Annotated in this window: 14 protein-coding genes; 8 read left to right on the plus strand and 6 right to left on the minus strand. The window is 71.6% G+C overall.

Features of this window, described 5'->3' with window-relative positions; all coding sequences use genetic code 11:
* Positions 1 to 299: 299 nt before the first annotated feature.
* Together ABZ479_RS16520 and ABZ479_RS16525 are read right to left on the minus strand one after the other, a co-directional pair.
* Complete coding sequence (locus ABZ479_RS16520; RefSeq protein WP_500462259.1) at positions 300 to 1,025, minus strand: hypothetical protein; 726 nt, start codon at positions 1,023 to 1,025, stop codon at positions 300 to 302.
* A 154-nt stretch (positions 1,026 to 1,179) separates the two neighbouring features.
* Complete coding sequence (locus ABZ479_RS16525; protein ID WP_500462260.1) at positions 1,180 to 2,298, minus strand: alpha/beta fold hydrolase; 1,119 nt, start codon at positions 2,296 to 2,298, stop codon at positions 1,180 to 1,182.
* Positions 2,299 to 2,666: 368 nt separating this feature from the next.
* Between ABZ479_RS16525 and ABZ479_RS16530 the strand changes: the two genes are divergently transcribed.
* A complete protein-coding gene (locus tag ABZ479_RS16530) occupies positions 2,667 to 3,116 on the plus strand; it encodes a MarR family winged helix-turn-helix transcriptional regulator (RefSeq protein WP_500462261.1) in 450 nt (149 codons plus the stop codon).
* Positions 3,117 to 3,432: 316 nt separating this feature from the next.
* Here ABZ479_RS16530 and ABZ479_RS16535 read toward each other — a convergent pair whose 3' ends face one another.
* Complete coding sequence (locus tag ABZ479_RS16535; RefSeq protein WP_500462262.1) at positions 3,433 to 6,576, minus strand: S8 family peptidase; 3,144 nt, start codon at positions 6,574 to 6,576, stop codon at positions 3,433 to 3,435.
* Between ABZ479_RS16535 and ABZ479_RS16540 the strand changes: the two genes are divergently transcribed.
* Positions 6,569 to 6,829 (plus strand): hypothetical protein, encoded by a 261-nt coding sequence (locus ABZ479_RS16540; RefSeq protein ID WP_500462263.1) that lies wholly within the window; start codon positions 6,569 to 6,571, stop codon positions 6,827 to 6,829. The two genes, ABZ479_RS16535 and ABZ479_RS16540, sit on opposite strands and share 8 nt — an antisense overlap.
* A 233-nt stretch (positions 6,830 to 7,062) precedes the next feature.
* On the opposite strand, the gene ABZ479_RS16545 is transcribed toward ABZ479_RS16540, so the two are convergent.
* Positions 7,063 to 7,398 (minus strand): PLD nuclease N-terminal domain-containing protein, encoded by a 336-nt coding sequence (locus ABZ479_RS16545; protein WP_500462264.1) that lies wholly within the window; start codon positions 7,396 to 7,398, stop codon positions 7,063 to 7,065.
* 375 nt (positions 7,399 to 7,773) lie between these two features.
* Between ABZ479_RS16545 and ABZ479_RS16550 the strand changes: the two genes are divergently transcribed.
* From ABZ479_RS16550 to ABZ479_RS16575, 6 genes are all read left to right on the plus strand, one after another.
* Positions 7,774 to 8,718: a hypothetical protein gene (locus ABZ479_RS16550; protein WP_500462265.1), complete on the plus strand. Its 945-nt coding sequence runs from the start codon at positions 7,774 to 7,776 to the stop codon at positions 8,716 to 8,718.
* A gap of 59 nt (positions 8,719 to 8,777) precedes the next feature.
* Positions 8,778 to 10,163 carry a peptidoglycan-binding protein gene (locus tag ABZ479_RS16555; RefSeq protein ID WP_500462266.1) on the plus strand — a complete coding sequence of 462 codons (1,386 nt, stop codon included), beginning with the start codon at positions 8,778 to 8,780 and terminating at the stop codon, positions 10,161 to 10,163.
* Positions 10,160 to 10,900: an ABC transporter ATP-binding protein gene (locus ABZ479_RS16560; RefSeq protein ID WP_500462267.1), complete on the plus strand. Its 741-nt coding sequence runs from the start codon at positions 10,160 to 10,162 to the stop codon at positions 10,898 to 10,900. Before ABZ479_RS16555 ends, ABZ479_RS16560 begins: the two co-directional genes overlap by 4 nt.
* A gap of 125 nt (positions 10,901 to 11,025) precedes the next feature.
* Complete coding sequence (locus tag ABZ479_RS16565; RefSeq protein WP_500462268.1) at positions 11,026 to 12,228, plus strand: ABC transporter permease; 1,203 nt, start codon at positions 11,026 to 11,028, stop codon at positions 12,226 to 12,228.
* A gap of 82 nt (positions 12,229 to 12,310) precedes the next feature.
* Positions 12,311 to 12,859, plus strand: a complete 549-nt coding sequence (locus ABZ479_RS16570) for a SigE family RNA polymerase sigma factor (RefSeq protein ID WP_500462269.1) — start codon at positions 12,311 to 12,313, stop codon at positions 12,857 to 12,859.
* Positions 12,860 to 13,280: 421 nt separating this feature from the next.
* Positions 13,281 to 13,574 (plus strand): hypothetical protein, encoded by a 294-nt coding sequence (locus ABZ479_RS16575; RefSeq protein WP_500462270.1) that lies wholly within the window; start codon positions 13,281 to 13,283, stop codon positions 13,572 to 13,574.
* Between the two features lie 49 nt (positions 13,575 to 13,623).
* Here the strand turns inward: ABZ479_RS16575 and ABZ479_RS16580 are convergent, their stop codons facing one another.
* Entirely contained in the window at positions 13,624 to 14,493 is an 870-nt protein-coding gene (locus tag ABZ479_RS16580; protein WP_500462271.1) for an arylamine N-acetyltransferase family protein, read from the minus strand.
* A gap of 314 nt (positions 14,494 to 14,807) precedes the next feature.
* Positions 14,808 to 15,995 carry a metal-dependent hydrolase family protein gene (locus ABZ479_RS16585; protein WP_500462272.1) on the minus strand — a complete coding sequence of 396 codons (1,188 nt, stop codon included), beginning with the start codon at positions 15,993 to 15,995 and terminating at the stop codon, positions 14,808 to 14,810.
* Positions 15,996 to 16,016: the final 21 nt, after the last annotated feature.

Below are 16,016 nucleotides of genomic sequence, written 5' to 3' on the forward strand. Positions count from 1 at the left end.
ACCGCTGGGACGGGCGCTTCGGGTGGGCCGGGCCCGGGCCGACCGGGCCGACGGCCACCGCGCAGCACGGCCGATCACCGTGCTGACGCGCAGACTGCCCTGTCATGCAGCCTGCACCACGGAGACCGGACAGCCCGCAAAGATGTGACAACGAACCGCGCAACCGGGCGTTCTGACAGGTTTGGCACCATCCGTCCGTCGTCATCCGCGTCCTCGTCCACCCGCCGACCGCCCCCGGGGCGACCCTGGCCCGGGGGCGGTGGCATCCGGCGCAATGGAGCCGCCGGCAGGAGTGCGGGCTAGCGAGTGCCCTCGACGACGACGTCGTGGTCGGCGCTGAAGATGACGACCTTCTCGATCCGGTCGCCGTCGAGGTGGAGCGTTTCGGATCCCTGTGCCGACTTGCCGCCGGGGAACCCGAAGTCCCAGACCCAGTGGATGAACTCCCGGTTCTGGAAATGGCTCACGAGCCGGCCGTACAGGGGCGGGGCCTTGCGCTGCACCACGCTGATGTAGTCGTTGACGGCCTCTCGCCCGACGAACAGGTCGTCGGGTTCCATGAGCGCGATGTCCTCCGTGTAGATGTCCTCCATCGCTGCGGCGCGCTCGGCCTGGTCCGGGATCATCCAGACCTCGAGGTGCTTGGCGATGAGGACGCGGGCGTGGTCCGAGCCACCGGTCAGGCTCAGATGGAGCCGGGAGATCCGTCCGTCCGGGTCCAGGGTCGCGGCGACGCGACCGCTCCCGGTGCATCCGTTGCCCCGCGGGTCCAGGCCGGCCTGGCTCCACGTGCCCGCGAGCGATCCGTCCGTCTGCTCCGTGGCCGTCCAATGGATCCGGAACCCGGCCCACTCGGCCGCCTGCTCCCGGTGGAATTCGAGGGCCGGCTCCAGGCCCTGGACCATCTCCCCGCTGTGCATCACCAGGACGTCCTCGGCGAAAACCTCACGGAGGCCGTCGAGACCGGCCTGGCCACCGGATGCCGAGTTCACCATGTCGAAGTATCGGTCAAGCGCTGTCGTCACGCGTGCTACCCACTCTGTTGCTTCTCGATCTGCGCGATTACCCATCGGGCACGGCGGCGGCCCCGGAGGATTTCCCGCTGTTCCGCCGCAGGCCCACCAGTGAGACGAGCCGGCTCGGAGGGATGTGACGACAGCGGAGGGCCCGCATGAGTGCCTACCGGCGGTTCTTCGCCGCGGCGGTGGAGCGGTAGGGGGCGAGGAAGTCCGTGAGCGCGGCGAGCAGCTCCTGTGGGGCCTCCTCGGCGACCCAGTGGCCGCTGCCCGGGATGACCAGGGACTGCACGTCGTCGGCTGCGAGCCTCATGGTGGTCGCCACTCCCTCGCCGACGCTCTGCGCTCCGCCGATCGCGAGGACGGGGACGGTGAGGCGTCGCTCCGCGCGGTCGGCGTTCTGCGCGAACGTCGTGTCGAGGTCGCGGTACCACCCGAAGCTGCCGCTCAGGGCGTGGCGGTGCGAGGTGAGGGATTCGACGTAGTAGCGGATGGCGTACGGGGGCAGCTTCCGGGCGGCCTCGGTGTCCAGCTGCCAGCCGAAGTAGACGTCCTCCCGGCCTGCGACGAGGAGCTCGTTGACGTCGTCGAGGCGGTTGAAGGGGAAGTGCCAGAACATGTTGTTGGCCTGGGCGGGGCCGAGCAGGGGCGGTGAGGGCGTCACGCCGGGGATGACGGCCTCCGCGACGGCGAGACGGTCGACGCGGTGAGGGTGGTCGGCTGCGAGCGCGTAGCCGATCGGCATGCCGGTGTCGTGACCGACGACGGCGAACCGCTCGTGACCGAGGGTGCTCATCAGGGCGGCCAGGTCGCCCGCCAGGGTCGCGGTGTCGTAGCCGTCACGGGGTTTGTCGGTCAGCCCGATGCCGCGCTGGTCCACGGCGACGACCGTGTGGTGCCTCGCCAGTGCCGGCATGATCATGCGCCAGGCGTACCAGTTCTGCGGCCAGCCGTGGATGAGGAGAAGGGGAGGCCCGTCTCCGCCGACGACGGCGTGCTGGCGTATTCCACCGGCCTGGACGAGCCGGCTGGTGAACGTCCGACGGAACCCCGCGGGCAGCCCCGGGACCCCGGACACGGAGCCGAAGCCGTTCGGCGCCCGGCGGGGAACGGCGGCGGAGGGCGGCGCGGAGACACCGGTGAGCGCGAGACCGGCGGCGACGGCTGCCGCGCCGCCGACGAAGGCGCGGCGGGAGACCTCGGGCCGCGCCCCGGCGGGTCGCGACGGCGGCGTCGTGCCGGCATCTGCCCGGCCGGGCCGTTCGATCGGGGAGGTGCTCATGGTCACTGCCTTTCGTCGTGGTGATCGAGCGGCGCTGTCGCGGGAGGTCGTCGCCCGGCGGTGCATGCGCGGCGCGGACCGCCGCCCCGGGACCTGGGCCGGCGCGCTGGGTCGGCGCGCTGGGCGGGCCGCCTGCTGCGGGCGGACCCGTCCTTGCGGCCGGAGACCTCCCTCGCGTCCGTATGCGGCACGCATGATCAGGCGAGGAGGTGCCGGGTGATGAATGAGAGCATATGCTCCTATTCTCGGAGGGGCAATGTCGGGAACGTCTCAGCGGCGGGCCGTGGCCTCGCGGTGGCGCGGAGGGCGCGTCCTTCCATTTAAGAGCAGATGCTCGTATAATCCGGACGAGGTCTGAGGAGGACGCAATGACGAGCGCCGAGTCGAAGGCGGACCTGTGCAACAACCTGGCGCTGCGGAAGGCGTCGCGATACCTCGGCGCGACGTACGACAGGGCACTGGCACCGCTCGGCCTGCGGGCCACGCAGTTCAGCATCCTGCAGCAGCTCAGCATCCACGAGGAGATGACGATCACGGCCCTCGCCGACGTGATCGCCATGGACCGCACGACCATGGCGTCCAACCTCAAGCCCCTCGCGCGCGAGGGGCTCGTCACCGTCGAACCGTCGCCGACCGACCGCCGTGCACGCGTCGTGGCCGTCACGCCCGACGGACTGGCCCGGATGAAGGCGGCGATCCCGCGCTGGGAGGGCGTGCAAGCGGCATTCGAGGAGAAGTTCGGCGCCGAGAACGCGGCCCAGTTGCGCGCCTTCCTCAACGCCGTCCTCGACACGGGCTTCGATCCCTGGGCCGAGTGAGGGATCACGGCTGCGCCGCGCTGCGCGGTCGTGCCCTCGTGCTTCGTGTTGCGTTCCGGCAGGGGAGAGGTGTCCGGGTTCGGCGAGGCTTCCGGGGTCCTGTCGGTGACGTCCACCTTCTGGTGGCCCGGACCACGGGGCAGGCGGACAAGAGGAGCCCTGCCGTGGCCGCGATGGTCGCCCCGGCGGCCGCCGCGGCCCTGCGCCACGTCTGCATGGTCATGCGGAATCACTCCGTGTCTTCGGATGAGGGGCGCCCACGGACCGGAACCGCGGAGGGCGCGAGCCCTGGACCGCGGTTCCGGACCGGTGAGGACTACTTCGTCAGGTAGGCGTCGACGATGGTCTCGTCGACGGTGTTGCCCTGCTTGTCCACGGCCTGGGCCTTGAACGACACGCTGCCGCCGGCCTTGGGGTTGGTGACCCGGACCCGGCCGTCGCACACGCTCAGCTTCTGCCAGTGGGCTCCCTTGTCGTAGGAGGCCCACACGCTCAGGGACTTGAGGTTCCTGCCCGCCGCGGTGCCGTGGACGGTCACGGGGACCCGCACCTTCGCGCGTGCCTTGCCCGTGTTGTCGAGGGACAGGACGGGGGTGAAGCGCACGACGGAGGTCGGGAGCCTGGTGATCCCCGGCGCGTACTCGGAGGAGAACGTCCAGCTCACGGTCATGTCGGTGGAGACGTCGGCGATCGTGCCGCGCTGGACCGAGACGGTCAGCCGGTAGTCGGCACGCTCGTTCTCCGCGACGTAGAAGGCGTCCATCGGCCGGCTGCTGATGTGGACGAGCTCACCGTTGCGGTAGAGGGACGTTCGCGCGCTGTCGACGGGCGCGTGGTTGTCGCTGGTGTTCCCCTCGCCGTCCGAGAACAGGGGAAGCCGTCCGTCGATCGCCTCGTCGGCCCGGAGCAGCCCGGCGCCCTCCGGGAGGTCCGGCCCGAAGACACCGACGTTGAACACGTGCTCGTAGGAGCGGCCGGGCTTGAACGTCCTTGCGGGTGCCTCGTACTCGGACTGGATCGAGTCGTCGGCGTCGACCTGCATGAAGCCCAGCTGCCACGAGGTCTTCCCCGACAGCAGGTGCAGGGTGCCGGTGTAGGGGAGGGCGTGCTCGGTGCCGAGGCCGCCGTCGCCGCCGTTGTCCGGCGTGACGAATCCGAACGTGCCCTTGGCGGTCGCTCCGAGCTTCGCCCGGACCTCGGCGAACTCCCGGGACGTGGCGTGGTGGGTGAAGCCGGTCAGGTACCTGTCACCGGTTGGCTGGTAGACCAGGTGGTATTCGTCGTGCCCGTCGGCCCCGGTGGAGAAGGAGGCCGAGAGCTGCTGGGTCAGCAGGTCGCCCGCGGCCGCCTTCGGGCCGAGGTGGGCGGTGCGGTACGTGGCGAGGGAGGAGGTGAAGACCCCGAAGCGGGCCCAGTATCCGTCGGGCAGCTCGATGCCCGCGCTGAAGTAGCCGAGGACCGGCCGGGCGGAACGGTCGGGGACGGTGATGTCGAGCGGCTTGGCGGTACGTGCGTCCACCGTCACCGTGGTGTCCTCGGTGACCTCGAGGTCGGGCTGGTTGAACCAGTCGCCGCCCCTGGCGAACGAACCCTCCGGGTCGGCCAGGACCAGGCTGTTGAGGAAGTACCGGCCCTTGGGGACGCGCACCGAGTGCGTGTCGCCGCTCAGCACCACGGTGTCGGTGCCCCTGGCGAGTCCCGTCATACCGAGCAGTTGGGCGTACCAGGCGGGTGCGGGCGCGGGATCGCCCTCCCGGTCGAGGGGCTTGACCGTGACGGTGTACATCTCCGACTCGCGGTCGACGACCACCGCGGTGCCGACGGTCTGCCCGTCGCCGGTGGCCGTGACCCGTCCGGTGAAGGTGCCGGTCGTGTCCCCGCCGAGGCGGGTGTCGGCGGTGACCTTGACGGTCGTCTCGCCGTGCGCCGGTACGGTGACCTGCGCGTCCGCGGTGAACATGCCGGCGGGCGCGGCGCTTCCGTCAGGCCCGGTGGCCTCCGCGGCCAGCTTCAGGGTGACCGGGGAGTCGCCCGAGTTGCGGTACGTGAGGTCCTTCGTGAGCGGCTGGTCGTCGCTGTGCGGCCACTGCGCGACACCGAACGACAGCGACGTCTCGCGGGCGACGACGGTCTGCTTGATCGCCTTCCGCAGGTCGACCCGGCCCGAGCCCTGCTCGAAGGCGCCGTAACTGCCAGGAGTCGTCGAGGAGACCAGTGCGTCCTTGATGTCGTCGCCGGTCCAGTCGGGGTGCTGCTGGGCGAGGATGGCGGCGGCGCCGGCGACGTGGGGGGTGGCCATGGAGGTGCCGTTGAGGGCCATGTAGCCGTCCGCCACGGAGGGGGCGACGAGGGACAGGTAGCTGTCGTGCGCGGCCGCAGCCCCGATCGCCACGCCGGGTGCAGTGAGGTCCGGCTTGATGCCGCCGTCACCGACGCGCGGGCCCGTGCTGGAGAACGGGGCCAGCCTGTCCTGCTTGTCCACCGCGCCGACGGTGAGGGCGGCGTCCGCACTGCCCGGGCTGTTGACCGTGCCGGAGCCCTGCGTGCCGTTGTTGCCCGCCGCGATGACGAAGAGGGTTCCGCTCTCGGCCGACAGCTTGTTGACGGCGGCCTCCATCGGATCGATCTCCGGAGTGTCGAAGGTGCCGAGGCTGAGGTTGACGACGTCCGCCTTCTCGGCGACGGCCCACTCCATGCCGGCGAGCACGCCGGAGAGGGTGCCGCTGCCGCCGTCGCCGAGGACCTTGCCGTTCAGGATGCGGGCCCCCGGCGCCACACCCTTGTACGTGCCACCGGACTTGGCGCCGGTGCCGGCCGTGATCGACGCGACGTGCGTGCCGTGACCGAACCGGTCCTCGGTGTCCGGCGAGTCGGAGAAGTTCTGCTCGGCGACGACCTGTCCGGCCAGATCGGGGTGGGTGGCGTCGACGCCCGAGTCGAGAACGGCGATCCGCGTACCGCTGCCGTCGAAACCGGCCGCCCACGCCTCGGGGCCGCCGATCTGGGGGACGCTCTTGTCCAGGCTCGCCTCGACGACGCTGTCCAGCCACACCGAGGCGATACCCGGAGCCACGCTGCGCTTCATGGCGCCGGCGGACCCGTCGGTGACGGCGGACCACAGCTCCGCGGTGCCGTTCGCGGGCGCGGTGACGGCGTCGGCGTCGACGCTCGCCAGCGTGCGCCGGACCTCGGCACCACCGGTGGAGCGCACGGCCGTTCTGGCGGCCGGACGAGCCGCGTCGTACATCACGATGAGCCGCACGTCATGGCGGTCCGCGTAGGCGGGGGCGCTCAGTGTGGTGACGTCGAACAGACGCCGGTCCACCCGGCCGCTCCGGACCAGATCCCGGGCGTCGTCGGGCAGGGCGTAGGTGCGGCCGTCGCGGGTCTCCACCCGGATGGGTATGTCCTCCCGGCCCTTGGCGGGACGCGCGGCGATGACCTCACCCTTCGTGTTCACCGCGATCCGGTCACCGGTGATCAGCGGGATCCACCGCTGCGCACCGGTGCCGGCCGGGGTCCCCTTGGTCGCGGGGCTCGTCCCGAAGGTCGAGGACGACGGCGAGAACGCGGCGGCCGATGACGGCGCCGCAACGGGGGAGGCGAATGCCGGGGACGCCGACGGGGTGGCGGCGAACAGCAGAATGCCAATTCCCAAGACCGTGCCTGTCGCCGGTCTCTTGCTCGTGAATTTCACGGTTTCCTCTCGCTGATCGACCCCACGCCAACACGTGGATTTCACGGCGGACTTGGGGTGCGCCGCACAGCGAAGCAGCAATTCCGAGAGGGTGTCAACGGGTTGATCGCGGATCGGTTTGCGGTGAAAACGGGAAAGAGTGGTGGCGACACCATTCCGCCGTATTCGCCGGTTCCTTGACCGATCGCAGCCGTGAGCGAATGGTGCGATCGGCGCTGCGACCGGGCGGGGAATGGTGAATGCCCGAGCTCAGGCCGCTGACGACCGACCCTCGGCGGGAGTGGGCCGTGTGCCCAGGTTCCGCCAGGCCATGGCGCCCGCAATGGGGAACAGGAACATGACGACCACCCAGCCCGCCTTGGGAAGTATTCGCATGCGCGCTGCGGGAGTCCTGAGGCAGTCGACCAGAGCGTAGACGTACAACGCCCCGACGGTCGCGTAAATGGCATAGGCCAGCAATGGCATCACCTCAAAGGAAGAGCCGCCGCGCATTTGCATGCGGCACGGCCTTCCCCCTGTCCGGTCAACGGGTATGTATGGAGTCGATAAGGCCCTCCAGCTGCCTCCGCATCGCACGGCGGTCATCTGCGGCGGCCCTCCTCCGCAAGTAGACGAGACAGCCCTCGCCAACGTGACAGGAATGGCCGGGGAGTTGCCGATGACGCGGGGCGGGCGTCGTCCAGCCGGGGTGTCGGTGGATGCAACCGTCCGCGCCGCCGGCTCTTGCCGTGCAGGTCACGCCGTCGAGCAGTCACCTTCGAGTCGGCCACATCGTCTCCCTGGCATCGGAGGCCGATGTGCCGGACAGCCGCCGGAACCCGCCTCCCGGCGTATCTCGCTCCGCGGCGGTGACCCACGTCACATCGTGGCGACTGTGCCGGCGGAAGGAGTCACCGGGTTCAGGTCGTCGACGGAGTGCACAGCATCGTGCGATCCCCTAGAGCGAAGTGATGGAACGGCATGGCTCACATACGCGTCGCGCGCACCTTCTGGCCGGTGGCGGCCGCAGCCGGTGTGCTTGCGGTCGCCGGTTGCTCCCAGCAGGACGGCGGTCCCGCAGCGGCCGTCGGCTCCGGTGACCGTGCGTCGTCCTCGAAGGCCGGGGCGTCGTCGAACGGCGAGGTGGCGATTCCCGAGGGAGCCGACGAGACGACCAGGCAGATCTACGTGACGGAGAACACCGTCGCCGCGTGCATGCGGAAGAAGGGCTTCACCTACACGCCGCACGTGTCGGGCGTGGGTGCTGCGTCCAGCCCGGTCGACGGGCAGGACTACGAACTCGCGAAGAAGTACCGCGACGCGTACGGCTTCGGCTTCTTCGCGCCGGCCGTGTACCCGAACGACCCCGACGTCATCGGGAGCAGGGCCCATGAGGCCCGGGAGACGACCAACCCGGACCAGGCGTACCTCGACGCGCTGTCCGCGGCGCAGCGGAAGGCCTACGACAAGGCGATGGGCACGGCGAAGCAACTCCCCAGTGGGAAGAAGGTGACGCTTCCGGGGTGCGTCAAGGAGGGGATCGAGAAGGGATACGGGCCGGAGAAGTCCCAGGCCGAACTGGATCGTGAGCGCGCCGCCAACGAGGAGCGGGACCGCGCCGCGAAGCAGGCACTCAACGGGGATCCGCGGTTGATCTCCCTGGCGCAGCGGTTCGCGTCCTGCCTGCGCGACGAGGGCATCGCCGTCACGACGACCCAGCCGACCGCCATCGGGGACATGGTGAAGTTCGCGACGGGCACGCTGACTCCGCGGGACGGCGTCCGGAACATGGACCAGGACGCCGCCCGAGCCGAGCTCACCCAGGAGATCGCCGTCGCCCGCAAGGACCTGGAGTGCGGCAAGGAGTTCCGGGCCGCGTACTTTCCCCGGCTCGCCGAGCACCCCTTCTCGGGGCTGGGCGGATGAGCCGGCGTCTGCCGCGCGGCCCGAAAGGGCGTGGCAAGCAGATCGGGACGATCGTGGGCGTGGTCGCACTCGTCGGCGCGGGCGGCTGGTTCGCCGGTACGCAGATGCAGTCGCCGGCCGACGCCGCCGCCTCCCGCCGCCCGCCCGAGGCGGGCCCGGTCACCGTGGCCGTGGAGCGCAGGGAACTGACCGCGAACGTGATCGCGCAGGGCGGCGTGGAGTTCGGGGCACCGCACGGGGTGTCGCTGTCGGGACCGGTCGGACCCGCGGACGGGGACGGGGAGGCGACGCAGCGCGTCACCAAGCTCCCGCAGGCCGGTGCCACGCTGCGCGAGGGCAGCGTCCTGATGCAGGTGAACGGCCGGCCGGTGTTCGTCCTGCGCGGATCGGTCCCGATGTACCGGGCGCTCGGGCCCAGCAGTTCGGGCGACGACGTCAGGCAGTTGCAGAGTGCGCTGCGCAGGATCGGGCACGATGCGGGCGCCGTCAGCGGGGACTACCGGCAGGGCACCGCGTCGGCGGTGACCCGCTGGTACCAGAGCAAGGGATTCCGGCCGCAGGAGCCCGGTGTCGCCGACCAGCAGCAGCTGGGCGACCTGGAGGCAGCCGTCACCGACGCACAGCTCGCGGTCCTGACGGCGCAGAACGGCGGACCGGACGGCGGGGGCGAGAACGGCGACGACGGCAAGGGTGGCCCCCGCACGGCCGGCCCGTCGCCCTCCGGCGAGGCCGCCGCACTCGAACTGCGCGCCGCACGCCGGCGACTCGACCGGGCCAACGCGGCACTGAGCGCGTTCACCGCCACGTACGGCACGAAGGTCCCGGCAGGCGAAGTCGTCTTCCTGCCCGACCTGCCGGTTCGGGTCGGCAAGGTCAAGGTGCGCCTCGGTGACACCCCGGACGGCGAGGTCGCCACCGTGACGAGCTCCGACGTGGTGGTACGGGCCGTGGTGCCCGGGGCCGACGGCTCCGCGCTCCGCGAGGGCATGCCGGCACGGATCGAGACGCCGGACGGCACCCGTGTACGTGGCGTCGTGGCGCAGGTCGGCGGCTCCGGGCCGCGAGCGGACGCCGGAGCGGACGCCGGCGCCGGCAGCGGAGACGAGGAGGAGGGCGTGGCCGGACCCGGCGCCGAGCCGGGCGCGGACCCGTCCGCTCCGGTGCAGCTGGTGATCTCCGTACCCGACCCCGGTCCGCTGAGGAACCAGTCGGGTGGCACCGCCAAGGTGACCATCGAGGTGGGCGCTTCGAAGGGCGCCGTCCTGGCGGTGCCGGTGGCGGCTGTGCACACCAGCGCCGACGGCACGGCCCGGGTGCGGGTACAGCGCGACGGCGAGGTCGTGGACGTGCCCGTCACGGTCGGGCTCTCGGCCGCCGGGCAGGTCGAGGTGAGGGCGGACGGCAGGTCGCTGCACGAGGGCGACCAGGTGGTGGTCGGACGGTGAGGCGCAGACCCGTACCACCTCGCCCGGCTTCCGAACACGCGCCGGGCCCGGACACCGTGATCCGGCTCAGCGGCCTGGGCCGGGTGTTCGACACCGACCCTCCGGTGCACGCGCTGCGCGACGTGCACCTGGAGGTCCGGAGAGGGGAACACCTGTCGATCGTCGGGCCCTCCGGCTCGGGGAAGTCCACGCTGCTCAACACCCTGGGTCTGCTGGACCGGCCCACGTCGGGCAGCTACTGGCTCGACGGCGTCCTCACCAACACCCTCGGTGATCCCGAGCGGACCGCCTTGCGGGGCAGCCGCATCGGATTCGTGTTCCAGTCCTTCCACCTGCTGCCGTACCGGACCGTGGACGAGAACGTCATGCTCACCGAGACCTACCGGACCCCTCGCCCGGGCCGCCCGCGCCGCGACCGCGCCGAGCGCGCCCGGGCCGCCCTGACGCGCGTCGGACTCGAGCACCGCCTCGGCTTCCTGCCGGGCCGCCTGTCCGGCGGCGAACGTCAACGCGTCGCCATCGCCCGCGCCCTGATGGGCGAGCCGGCGCTGCTGCTGTGCGACGAGCCGACCGGCAACCTCGACAGCGAGAACACCGAATCCGTGCTCGCCCTCTTCGACGTACTGCAGGCCCAGGGAATGACGTTGCTCGTGATCACGCACGACGACGCCGTCAGCGGCCGCGCGAGCAGGCGGGTGCGGATCAGTGACGGCCGGCTCATCCAGGAGGGCGCATGACCGCCGGCCCCCGACGCGTCGGCCGCCCGCGAGGGGTGGAGGCCGGGGCACGGTCCACACCACGGCGAGGCGAAGGACGCCGTCCGAGCCGGGCCCACCGCAGCGACAAGGGCGAGCGCCCGCGGATGGACCCGCGGGACCTGTGGTCGGAGTCCCTGGCCGGGGTGCTCGCCCGCCCGGTGCGCTCGGCCCTGACCACCTTGGGCACGGTGCTGGGCATCGGCACCCTGGTCATCACGATCGGCGTGGCGTCGACGGCGGCGAACCAGATCGTCGGCCGCTTCGACGCCCTCACCGCCACCTCGGTGACCGTCGTGGTGCCTCCCGCGTCGCGGGCGTCATCCGAGCCTCCGCTGGTCGAGTGGTCCGGTGTCGGTGCCGTCGAGCGGCTCGCGGGAGTGGAGTCCGCCGCCGCGCTGTCCGACTCCGAAGGCAGTGCGAACGTCCAGGTACGGGCGAACGACGTGGTCGCTCCCGGCGCCCTGACCGAGCAGACCCTGGCGGTCGTCGCGGCCACCCCGGCGCTGCCGGAGGCGGTCCGGGGCGCGATGGCCACCGGGCGGTTCTTCGACGCCGGCGACATCGCGCGCCACGACCGGGTCGCCGTCCTCGGCGACCAGGCCGCCCGGCTGCTCGGCATCGACGACGTACGGGACGCTCCCGCGGTCTTCTTCGAGGGCCAGTCGTACACGGTGATCGGCGTGCTCGGCGGGTTCCTGCGCGAGCAGCGGCTGTCCGCCTCGGTGATCCTGCCCCCGACGACGGGTGCGGACCGGATGGGCCTGAAGGACGTGACCCGGGTCCTGGTCAACACCTCCCTCGGCGCCGCCCAGCAGGTCGCCCGGCAGGCCCCCGTCGCCCTGTCACCCGGACACGAGGAGGCGCTCACCGTCACGGCGCCACCGGACCTGTCCAAGGCCAGGAAGGGGGTCGAGGGCGACGTCAACGGCCTGTTCCTGATACTCGGGCTGGTCTCGCTGGTCGTGGGGGCCATCGGCATCGCCAACGTCACGCTCGTCACCGTCATGGAGCGGACCGGCGAGATCGGGCTGCGGCGCGCTCTCGGAGCGTCCAGGCGTCAGGTGGCCGGGCAGTTCCTGACGGAGTCCACCACCATCGGGCTTCTCGGAGGCGTCGTCGGCGCGGCCCTCGGCGTGGTGGTCGTCGTCTCCGTGGCGGCGGTGAAGCACTGGACCCCGGTGCTGGACCTGGGCCTCGCCCTGGGCGCCCCCGCGGCCGGCGCTCTCGTGGGCCTGCTGGCGGGCCTCTACCCCTCGCTGCGCGCCGCCCGTATGGAACCCGTCGAAGCACTCCGTGCCCCTTCCTGAGGAAGCCGTTCTCCCGAGACCCCACAGGGGCGGAAGCACGCACGGCGAAGCAAGCGGAACGAGAACACGATGGCAGGACACGGTGGAGAGCGCGGACGCGGATTTCGACGAGTTCGTCACCGCCCGGGGGCACAGGCTGCTCAAAGTCGCCTGGCTGCTCACGGGTGACGCGCACCTTGCGGAGGACCTGCTGCAGACGGTGCTGGTGAAGGTGTGGCCGAAATGGGGGGCCATCGCCGGGGGGAATCCGGAGGCGTACGTACGCAAGGCCCTGGTCAACACGCACCTGTCGTGGTGGCAGCGGCGCTGGCGCGGCGAGGTACCCCATCCGCACGACCACTTGACGGCGCTGGCGGGGCCGGGTGCAGGTGCGGCCGTCGACCCCTTTGCCACCGTGGACAGGGAGCAGTGGCTGTCGGACGCGATACGGCTGCTGCCGCCCCGGCAGCGGGCTGTGGTCGTCCTGCGTTACTTCGAGGATCTGAGCGTGGAGGAGACCGCACAAGTGCTCGGCTGCCGGCCCGGTACGGTCAGGAGTCATACGTCGAAGGCGCTGGCCATGCTGCGCGAGCACTTGGGAGCCGCTCCGGACCTGGTGGAAGGCGGTGATCTGCATGCACAGCGAGCCTGAGAGCGAACCGCGGGAGATCGAGCGCCACCTCCCGGCCCTCCTCGCTCGCATGGTGCCCCCTCTCGCCCCGCCGTCCGACCGGGTGTCAGAGGTCAGACGGCGGATCCGGTTGCGCAGGCGACGCAGACGGGTGGCCACGACGGCGTCGGCACTCGCCGCGGGATGCGCGGTCGTCGCGACCGTCCTCTGGCCGGCGATCCTCGGCCCGTCGGACCGTGCCGCACCGGCTGAACCTCCCACGGCGGCCCGGCGATTCGTGCCGGTGCGACTGCAGGCCCCCTTGAAGGGTGTGACCCTCCACCTGCCGTCGACCTGGCACAGTCTTTCCGTCACGGACGACGACGGGACCGCGGCCGCGTTCGTGTCGTCGCAAACGCTGCGCGCACCCGGGACCGGCACGTGCCCCAGGATCACCGATGCCGTGCTGACCACGTGCCGCCCGGTGGCCGCCTTGGACGAGGACGGCGTGCTGATCACGTTCCTGCGGAGTCACCCGGACAAGGACGACAGCGCCGGGTCGCCGGCGGGAGGGGTCCCCGGGCCCGCCGACGACAACTGCCGTGCCATCGGAGGCGACGGCCAGATGACGGGCTGGGCGCCCAAGTCCGTCGAGGACCCGGACACAAAGATCGATGTCTGCCTGAAGGCACCCTCCGAGGAGACGCTTCAGGTAGTGGCGAAAGTTCTGAGCCGGGTACTGACGGACCGCAGGTGACCGCCCGGCGAGAACGCGGTGCGCCCGCCCTGCCGTCCGGCCGGAGGCGTCAGGTGGTTCCTCCTCCTGCGCGACGTGCCTGCCGGGCCGTGCTGCCGGCGCGTACCTTCTCCCACAGGGCGGCCCGCTCCGCGGGGTCGACGTCGGCCAACGTGATGCCGAAGGTGCCTGCCAGGACGCCGAACCACTCGTCGGAGGTGGTGAGTTCCCGTCGTGCACGGCCGGTACCGTCGACGCGGGTCAGTGTGCAGCCCCGGAGCCGGTCGAAGCCGTCCTTGCGCCGGCGGACCACCGCGGCGGTCCGGACGAACTGCGAGTCGGGCGAGGTGGACATCACCGCATGGTGCTCGGCGAAGTCCGCCGGTGCGGCGGGTGCCAAGGTGAAGTCCATCCCCACGAAGGCCCCGTGCTCGTCGTTGTCGAACCGCCAGCCGCCCGGCTCGACCGCGGACGGCCCCAGCCGGTAGGTGAAGGGCCCCTGCCGGTAGCTGCCCGCACGCAAGGGGACCGGTTCGTACAGGGCCTCACCGAAACCGACGTCGACGACCCAGGTCCGGCCCTCACAGACCACGGTGAGCACGAGGTGCCCGCCGGTGGCGCCGGGCGGCTGCGAGCCGGCGTCCGAGTGCACCCCACCACGGTGCCAGGTGACGCCGTAACCCAGCGCGGTCAGCAGGGTGGCGAAGGCGCCGTTGAGGTGGAAGCAGTAACCGCCGCGCCCGCGCAGGATCCTGGCCATCGACTCGTGAGGGTCCACGGTCGTCGGCCGGCCCAGGTGGATCTCCAGGGTCTCCCAGGGCACCCGCTCGACATGGGCCCTGTGCAGCTCCTTCAGCCCCGCTGCCGAGGGCCTGCGGTGGTCGTCGAGAGCAAGGCCGAGGCGCTGCACATAAGGTGTGACGAAGGGTTCAAGAGGCATGACCGGTGCAGGACCTCGGTTCATCGGATCGGCATGGTTGCGGGCGGCCCGGAATGGTCTCGGCCCGCGTGGTCACGCGGCGGTCAGTGCTCTCGAGCGCCGGCGCCGGAACTCCTGGCCGACGACGCCGCCGCACCATCGCCGGTAGGTCCGTCCCCGAAGGCGGGTCGGCCGCCCGGCCGGCGAGTCCGAGCGGAAGCCCGGGCTCGTGGAAGACGGCCCCCGCGGCCCGTTCAGGAAATGCCGTGCGTCCCGCTCGGTGCGCAGCCCGAACGGTGGGCGCTGCGGCGTGCGGCCCGCGGGGGACCGCCGGTTCACCGCACGCGGATGCCGGCGCGGAACACCGCCCGTACGTCGACGACGGCCTCCGGGTCGTCCACCGGGTTGCCCCCGACGACCAGTACGTCGGCGTCGGCGCCCGCGGCGATCCGGCCCTTGCGGCCCTCCAGGCGGCACAGGCGGGCCGCCGAGCTGGTGACGGACCTGAGCGCGTCCAGCGGGGACACGCCCAGCCGGGCGAGGTCGGACACGGCGTGGGGGAGGACGTCGTGCGGTTTCATGGGCCCGATGCCGGCGTCCGAGCCGATGACGACGTTGGCGCCGTGCTTGTGCAGATCGCGGTACGTGTTCAGGAGGGCCTCGGCGAACGCGGCCACGGACGGGGGCATGCGCAGGGCTTCGGCGGGCTCCATGCCCAGCGTCAGGCTGACGAAGGTCCCCTTCCTGACGATCACGTCGATGAGACCGGGGTCGTGGTCGATCCCGTCGGCGGTGAGGAAGGAGACGTGCTCGACGCTGTCGACGCCGGCTTCCACCGCGTCGCCGATGGCCCGGACGCCGTGGGCGTGGGCGGCCACCGGCAGGCCGAGGCGGTGCGCTTCGTCCACGACGGCACGCAGGTCGTCCAGGCTGTACTGGGACGCGTGCGGCGGTACCGACCCGGGTGTCATGTGGCCGCCGCTGGCCATGATCTTGATGACGTCGCAGCCGCGGGCGTGCCGCCGGCGGACGGCGGCGCGGAGCGCCTCTGTGCCTTCGACCTCACCGCCGAAGAAGTGGCAGTGTCCGCCGGGCGTGGTCAGCGGAGGGCCCGCCGTCAGGATCTCCGGCCCCAGCTCCGGGCGGGCGGCCAGTTCCGCCACGAGGTCCAGCAGCAGGTAGTCGCGGTCGCCGAGGTCCCGCACGGTGGTGATACCGGCCATCAGCGCGGAGTGCGCCGCGCCCCGCATGTGCGTCAGCAGGTCGCTGTCGGAGGTGGAGATCAGCGACGTCACGGCGTCCGGGCCGGCGTCGAAGGCGAGGTGCACATGAGTGTCGATCAGGCCGGGCAGCAGGCAGGCCGAGACACCGAAGTCGATGACCTCGCTGCCGTCGGCGGGCAGCGCGCCGGTCCGGTCCACGCGCACGATCCGGTCGCCCGAGACGTGCACGGTGGCCGGCCCCGAGAGGATGTACCCGTCGAACATCGAACCGGCGTGCAGGGCAAGGGAAGGCAACGGCATTTCTCCGATCGGAAAACGTGG

Origin of the sequence: Streptomyces sp. NPDC005722, assembly GCF_040630935.1 — a bacterium.
Taxonomy (GTDB): domain Bacteria; phylum Actinomycetota; class Actinomycetes; order Streptomycetales; family Streptomycetaceae; genus Actinacidiphila.

Bases quoted from the DNA above. Each gene is read 5' to 3' on its own strand.
- ABZ479_RS16525 (WP_500462260.1), bottom strand. From the start codon at position 2,298: ATGAGCACCTCCCCGATCGAACGGCCCGGCCGGGCAGATGCCGGCACG.
- ABZ479_RS16530 (WP_500462261.1), top strand. From the start codon at position 2,667: ATGACGAGCGCCGAGTCGAAGGCGGACCTGTGCAACAACCTGGCGCTG.
- ABZ479_RS16545 (WP_500462264.1), bottom strand. From the start codon at position 7,398: ATGACCGCCGTGCGATGCGGAGGCAGCTGGAGGGCCTTATCGACTCCA.
- ABZ479_RS16550 (WP_500462265.1), top strand. From the start codon at position 7,774: ATGGCTCACATACGCGTCGCGCGCACCTTCTGGCCGGTGGCGGCCGCA.
- ABZ479_RS16565 (WP_500462268.1), top strand. From the start codon at position 11,026: ATGGACCCGCGGGACCTGTGGTCGGAGTCCCTGGCCGGGGTGCTCGCC.
- ABZ479_RS16580 (WP_500462271.1), bottom strand. From the start codon at position 14,493: ATGCCTCTTGAACCCTTCGTCACACCTTATGTGCAGCGCCTCGGCCTT.
- ABZ479_RS16585 (WP_500462272.1), bottom strand. From the start codon at position 15,995: ATGCCGTTGCCTTCCCTTGCCCTGCACGCCGGTTCGATGTTCGACGGG.